Here is a 4,828-nt window from a genome sequence, read left to right as displayed (position 1 = left end):
TCCACATACACTACATACGTATCTCTTCATGTTTTCCCCTCCTTTTATGAGAAAAAAATCACTATACAATTATATTATAGCATTTTTTAGAGTGAAAAAACAAAGTTCTATTGATTTTAGATTTGTTGTCTTTATATTTTAGTTTAGAATAAAAAATAAGGGGCGACTTGCCCCTTATTTTGTAAGTTCTTTTTCCTTTTCAACTGAGATTATTCCGTTGTTTACATCAACTAAAACTATATCTCCTTCTTTAATTTCTCCAGCTATAATTTTCTTTGAAAGTGGTGTTTCAATTTCTCGTTCTATTAATCTTCTTAGTGGTCTTGCTCCAAAGGCTGGATCATATCCTTTCTTTGCAAGGTATGCTTTTGCGTTATCTGTTAGTTTTATTTTTAGGTTTTTTTCTTTTAATCTCTTTTCAAGCCTTAAAATCAATTTTTCGACTATTTCTTTCATATGCTTTTCTGTAAGTGGTTTAAATATCACAACGTGGTCAATTCTGTTTATGAATTCTGGTCTAAAATAGTGCTTTAAATCTTCCCTTACAGATTCTTCTATCTTTTCAAACTCTATTCCCGCTTCAACCTTTCTCAATATCTTATCACTTGCAAGGTTACTGGTCATTATAATTATCGTGTTTCTAAAATCAACTGTGTTGCCTTTTCCATCTGTTAATCTACCATCATCAAAGACTTGTAGTAATACGTTAAATACTTCTGGATGTGCTTTTTCAACTTCATCTAAAAGAATTACGCTATATGGTTTTCTTCTTACTTGCTCTGTTAATTGTCCTCCTTGATCGTAACCTACGTATCCTGGAGGTGCACCAATGAGTCTTGCAACTGAGTGTTTTTCCATGTACTCACTCATGTCAATTCTAATGAGCGCATTTTCGGAACCAAATAAAAGTTCTGCAATGGTCTTTGCAAGTTCTGTTTTACCAACACCACTTGGACCTAAGAATAAGAAGGTACCAATTGGTCTATTGGGATCCTTTATGCCTGCTCTTGCTTTTCTGATAGCATCTGCAACAACTTTGACTGCTTCTTCTTGGTCTACCATTCTTTGATGTACAAGTTCTTCAAATCTTAATAACTTTTCTTTTTCCGATTCCATCATTTTAGTTGCGGGTATACCAGTCCATGATTCTACAACCTTTGCAACTGTGTCGGCGGTTACTTTGTCAGTTCCGTATTTCTTTTCGAGTTCTTCATATTGATTTTGAAGTTTATACATTTGTTGTTTCATTTCAGCTGCTTCTTTGTATTGGGAGTTTATAGTAAGTTCATCGATTTTTTCACTTAAAGATTTTATTTTTTCCTTTAGTTCTGAAATTTTTGGATCGGCGGACTTTAAACTTATCTTTGCTGCAGCTTCGTCAATCAAATCTATGGCTTTATCTGGCATAAATCTATCTTGTATGTATTTTGAGGATAACTTTGCTGCGGCTTCTATAGCTTCATCCGTTATTTTTACGTTGTGGTGTTTTTCGTATGTTTCTTTTAAACCTTTTAATATTTTTATAGTTTCTTCTACACTAGGTTCCTCAATTAATACAGGTTGAAATCTTCTGGCAAGGGCTTTGTCCTTTTCTATGTGTTTTCTGTATTCTTCTAAAGTTGTTGCACCAATTGCATGTAGTTCTCCTCTGGCTAGTGCAGGTTTTAACATGTTGGATGCATCCATAGCACCTTCTGCAGCACCTGCTCCAACTATTGTATGAAGTTCGTCGATAAAGAGAATTACATTGTTTTTCATTTTATTTATTTCTTCCATTACCTTTTTCAATCTTTCTTCAAATTCGCCACGATACTTACTACCCGCAAGCATTTTTCCAAGATCAAGCATTAATATCTTTTTATTTTTAAGTTTTTCAGGGACTTTTCCTTCAACAATTTTTTGTGCAAGACCTTCAACAATAGCAGTTTTACCGACACCTGGATCACCTATGAGCACGGGGTTGTTTTTTGTTTTTCTAGAGAGAATTTCAATAACTCTTTCAATTTCTTTTTCCCTACCGATAACAGGTGAAAGTTTACCCTCTCTTGCAAGTTTTGTTAAATCCACTGTGTATTTTGAAAGTACATTTCCTTCTTCATCTAATTCTCCATTTTCCACAAGTTCTTTCACCGATTTTAATACTTCTTCGTATGTGATCCCGTATTTGTTTAGTATAGCAGCAGCTTGAGTAGAGTTATCCTTGAGCAGTGCTAAAAGAAAATGAATAGGTGAAACTTTACTTGAACCGATCAATTTTGCCTCTTTTCTAGAGAGTTCAAAGATTCTGGAAAGTTCATTTGACATGTAAACTCCAGAACCAGAACCGTAGTATACACCATATTGACTTTCAATTAATTCTTCAATTCTATCCAGTATTTCATCTAAATTTATACGTGTTTTTATAAGTTTCTGCACTACATCATCTTGTAGAATTTCATAGAGCACATGCTCTGGTTTTAAAAGATTTTGCCTTTTTTGAGTTAGGTTTTCTGCTGCTTGTTGGACTAATTCTTGCATTTTATTGTCCAAGTATCTCAATTTAACCACCTCCAAAATTATTTTTCTTTTTATCACTCACATATATAGACTGATAACATTTGTTTTTGGTTCGGGATTTGTTGTTACGTTTTTGTAAATAATTTGTTTTTAATTGATTTTAAATATTTTGTGTTTTATATTAGAAATGTATGATTTGGAGGGGGTAATATGTATTTTGTTTTGGGTTTAGTTGTGATTTTAGGCCTTCTTTTGATTTTTTCTTTGATGTATATATTAAAGTTAAGAAATTTAGTTAATTTGGTATTTGATGGTAAATCTTCAAAAATGGGTGTTGCAGTTTGGCATGGGGGAAAACTTAAATATTTTTCATCTAGTCTATTAAACTATGCTAAGATGTATAATATGGATTTTTTTGATTTTAAAAATGTTACGGAAGATAAAATTAAAGTTTTTTCAAAGAAATATTCGCAATTAGAAGTATTTTTTGATATGGTTTTGAAGAATTACTATAAAGATAAATTAGAATTTGAGGTAGAAATTGAAATTGGTGGACAGATATTTCTTTTGAAGTTTTTCAGGATAAAGTCCAAAGGTTTGAGGTATTCAATACTTTTTTTGGTAAATATTTCAAGCAATGTATATTCGTATGCAAAAGATATTATCAAGCCTTTAAATAAAATTCCACAAAGTATTTTTTTGGATATTTTAAATAGGAAAACTCTTTCGGAAGTTTCAAAAAAGTTGTTTGATTTTTTAAAAGGACAGAAAATAATTGACTCTCTCGTTGTAGCGACTAGAAGAGGTGATGGAAGTACTTACATACATTATGCAAATATAGGTTTTGAAGAAAGGATGAATTTTGTTGTTCCGCCTAAAAAGAAGCCAATTGTTTCATATATAATGGATTTTGGTAAAAAGTTGTATGTGAGAAATTCAGAAAGATTAGTCCTTCCAAAAGGATATGAAAGAATAGTGTTTGGAAAACATAGAATTGTTTCCATTTATGGTGTGCCTTTAAAATTTGAAGAAGAGGTTTTTGGTGCGGTGTTGTTTGAAAAAGGTGGAAAAAATGCATTTACATCTAAAGAATTATACGTGTTTAATTTGTTGTCTGAAATTTTGACTATAAATTTTAAATTTAGAGAAGTTTTTGATAAACTTGTTAAAGAAAAGAAGGAGACACTTAGAAATTCTTTATTTGATCCATTAACAGGTGCTTACAACAGGAATTTCTTAAACAAGATGAATTTTAACGGTGATTGTTCTATAATATTTATAGATTTGGATGGTTTTAAAAAACTTAATGATACATATGGACATGATTATGGCGATAAAGTATTGAAAAAATTTGTAAAATTATGTAAGAAAAGTATAAGGAAAGAAGATAAAGTTGTAAGATACGGAGGAGACGAGTTTTTAATCTTTGTAAATGGAAAAAATGCAAAACAAGTTGTTGATAGGATAAAACGAAAATCAGATATTGATTTTTCATATGGAATTGTAAAGCACAACAAGCAAAAGAATTTTGGAGAAATTTTAAAAGAAGTAGATAAGAAAATGTATGAAATGAAAAAAAGTAAGAGACACGGTTGATGTTTTGTTGATAACTCTGAAAAATTATTGACAACGGTAAAAAATGTGATATATTTTTTTCTGGAAGTTATTATAAGATACTATGATTGACAAAAATCTAAAATATGGTATAATATATAAGCGATAGCGAAGTTCCGGCGTAGCTCAATAGGCAGAGCGGGTGGCTGTTAACCACTAGGTTGGGGGTTCGAGTCCCTCCGCCGGAGCCAGAAAAGGAGAACTTGGCGTTCTCCTTTTTTTATTTGTAGACGATAAAACATGTTTGTGCTGAGATAAATTCTCTGGAAGTTGTTTTTACGTTATTTATAAAGATTAAAATTTTAAATGAGCTATAAATCAAAGATATTTCATATTTTGTTTTGCAAAATAGGTGAAACTATTTTTTTTGTTAATTTGAAATGCCACAGAAAAGGTTGACACAAAAAACAAATTATGATAATATAACAGATGCGGCGGCGTAGCTCAGTGGCTAGAGCAACTGATTCATAATCAGTGAGTCATGGGTTCGAGTCCCATCGCCGCCACCAATATGCGGGAAATTTTCCCGCTTTTTTGTTGTTTTTTTTTTGTGTAAAAACCCCTGAATAAGTGGTATAGTTTACATTGTTGTTTCTTGTAGTATTCATATTGTTTACTAAATGTGAGTTTGAATGTCACAATTATACTGTAGAATAGTAATCGCTGTGTGAAAAAAGAAAGGTCATTGAAAAATAGATAGCAGCTCTGCGGATAAGAA

Annotated in this window: 2 protein-coding genes and 2 tRNA genes; 3 read left to right on the top strand and 1 reads right to left on the bottom strand. The window is 31.5% G+C overall.

Annotated features, from left to right (window positions below; all coding sequences use genetic code 11):
* Window positions 1-174: 174 nt before the first annotated feature.
* On the bottom strand, window positions 175-2,538 hold the full coding sequence (locus XO08_RS02835; protein ID WP_075665547.1) for an ATP-dependent Clp protease ATP-binding subunit: 2,364 nt from the start codon (window positions 2,536-2,538) through the stop codon (window positions 175-177).
* 168 nt (window positions 2,539-2,706) lie between these two features.
* On the opposite strand from XO08_RS02835, the gene XO08_RS02830 reads away from it, so the two are divergent.
* The 3 genes from XO08_RS02830 to XO08_RS02820 all read left to right on the top strand — a co-directional run bounded on the left by XO08_RS02830 (window position 2,707) and on the right by XO08_RS02820 (window position 4,619).
* On the top strand, window positions 2,707-4,092 hold the full coding sequence (locus tag XO08_RS02830; protein WP_075665546.1) for a sensor domain-containing diguanylate cyclase: 1,386 nt from the start codon (window positions 2,707-2,709) through the stop codon (window positions 4,090-4,092).
* 133 nt (window positions 4,093-4,225) lie between these two features.
* Window positions 4,226-4,301: transfer RNA gene (locus XO08_RS02825), tRNA-Asn, on the top strand.
* A gap of 242 nt (window positions 4,302-4,543) precedes the next feature.
* Window positions 4,544-4,619 (top strand) — tRNA-Met (locus XO08_RS02820).
* Window positions 4,620-4,828 lie beyond the last annotated feature (209 nt).

It is taken from the genome of Thermosipho sp. 1074 (assembly GCF_001999655.1).
GTDB classification, from domain to species: Bacteria; Thermotogota; Thermotogae; order Thermotogales; family Fervidobacteriaceae; genus Thermosipho; species Thermosipho affectus.
The sequence above is the reverse complement of the archived record's forward strand: the minus strand, read 5'-3'. Positions and strand labels throughout refer to the sequence as shown.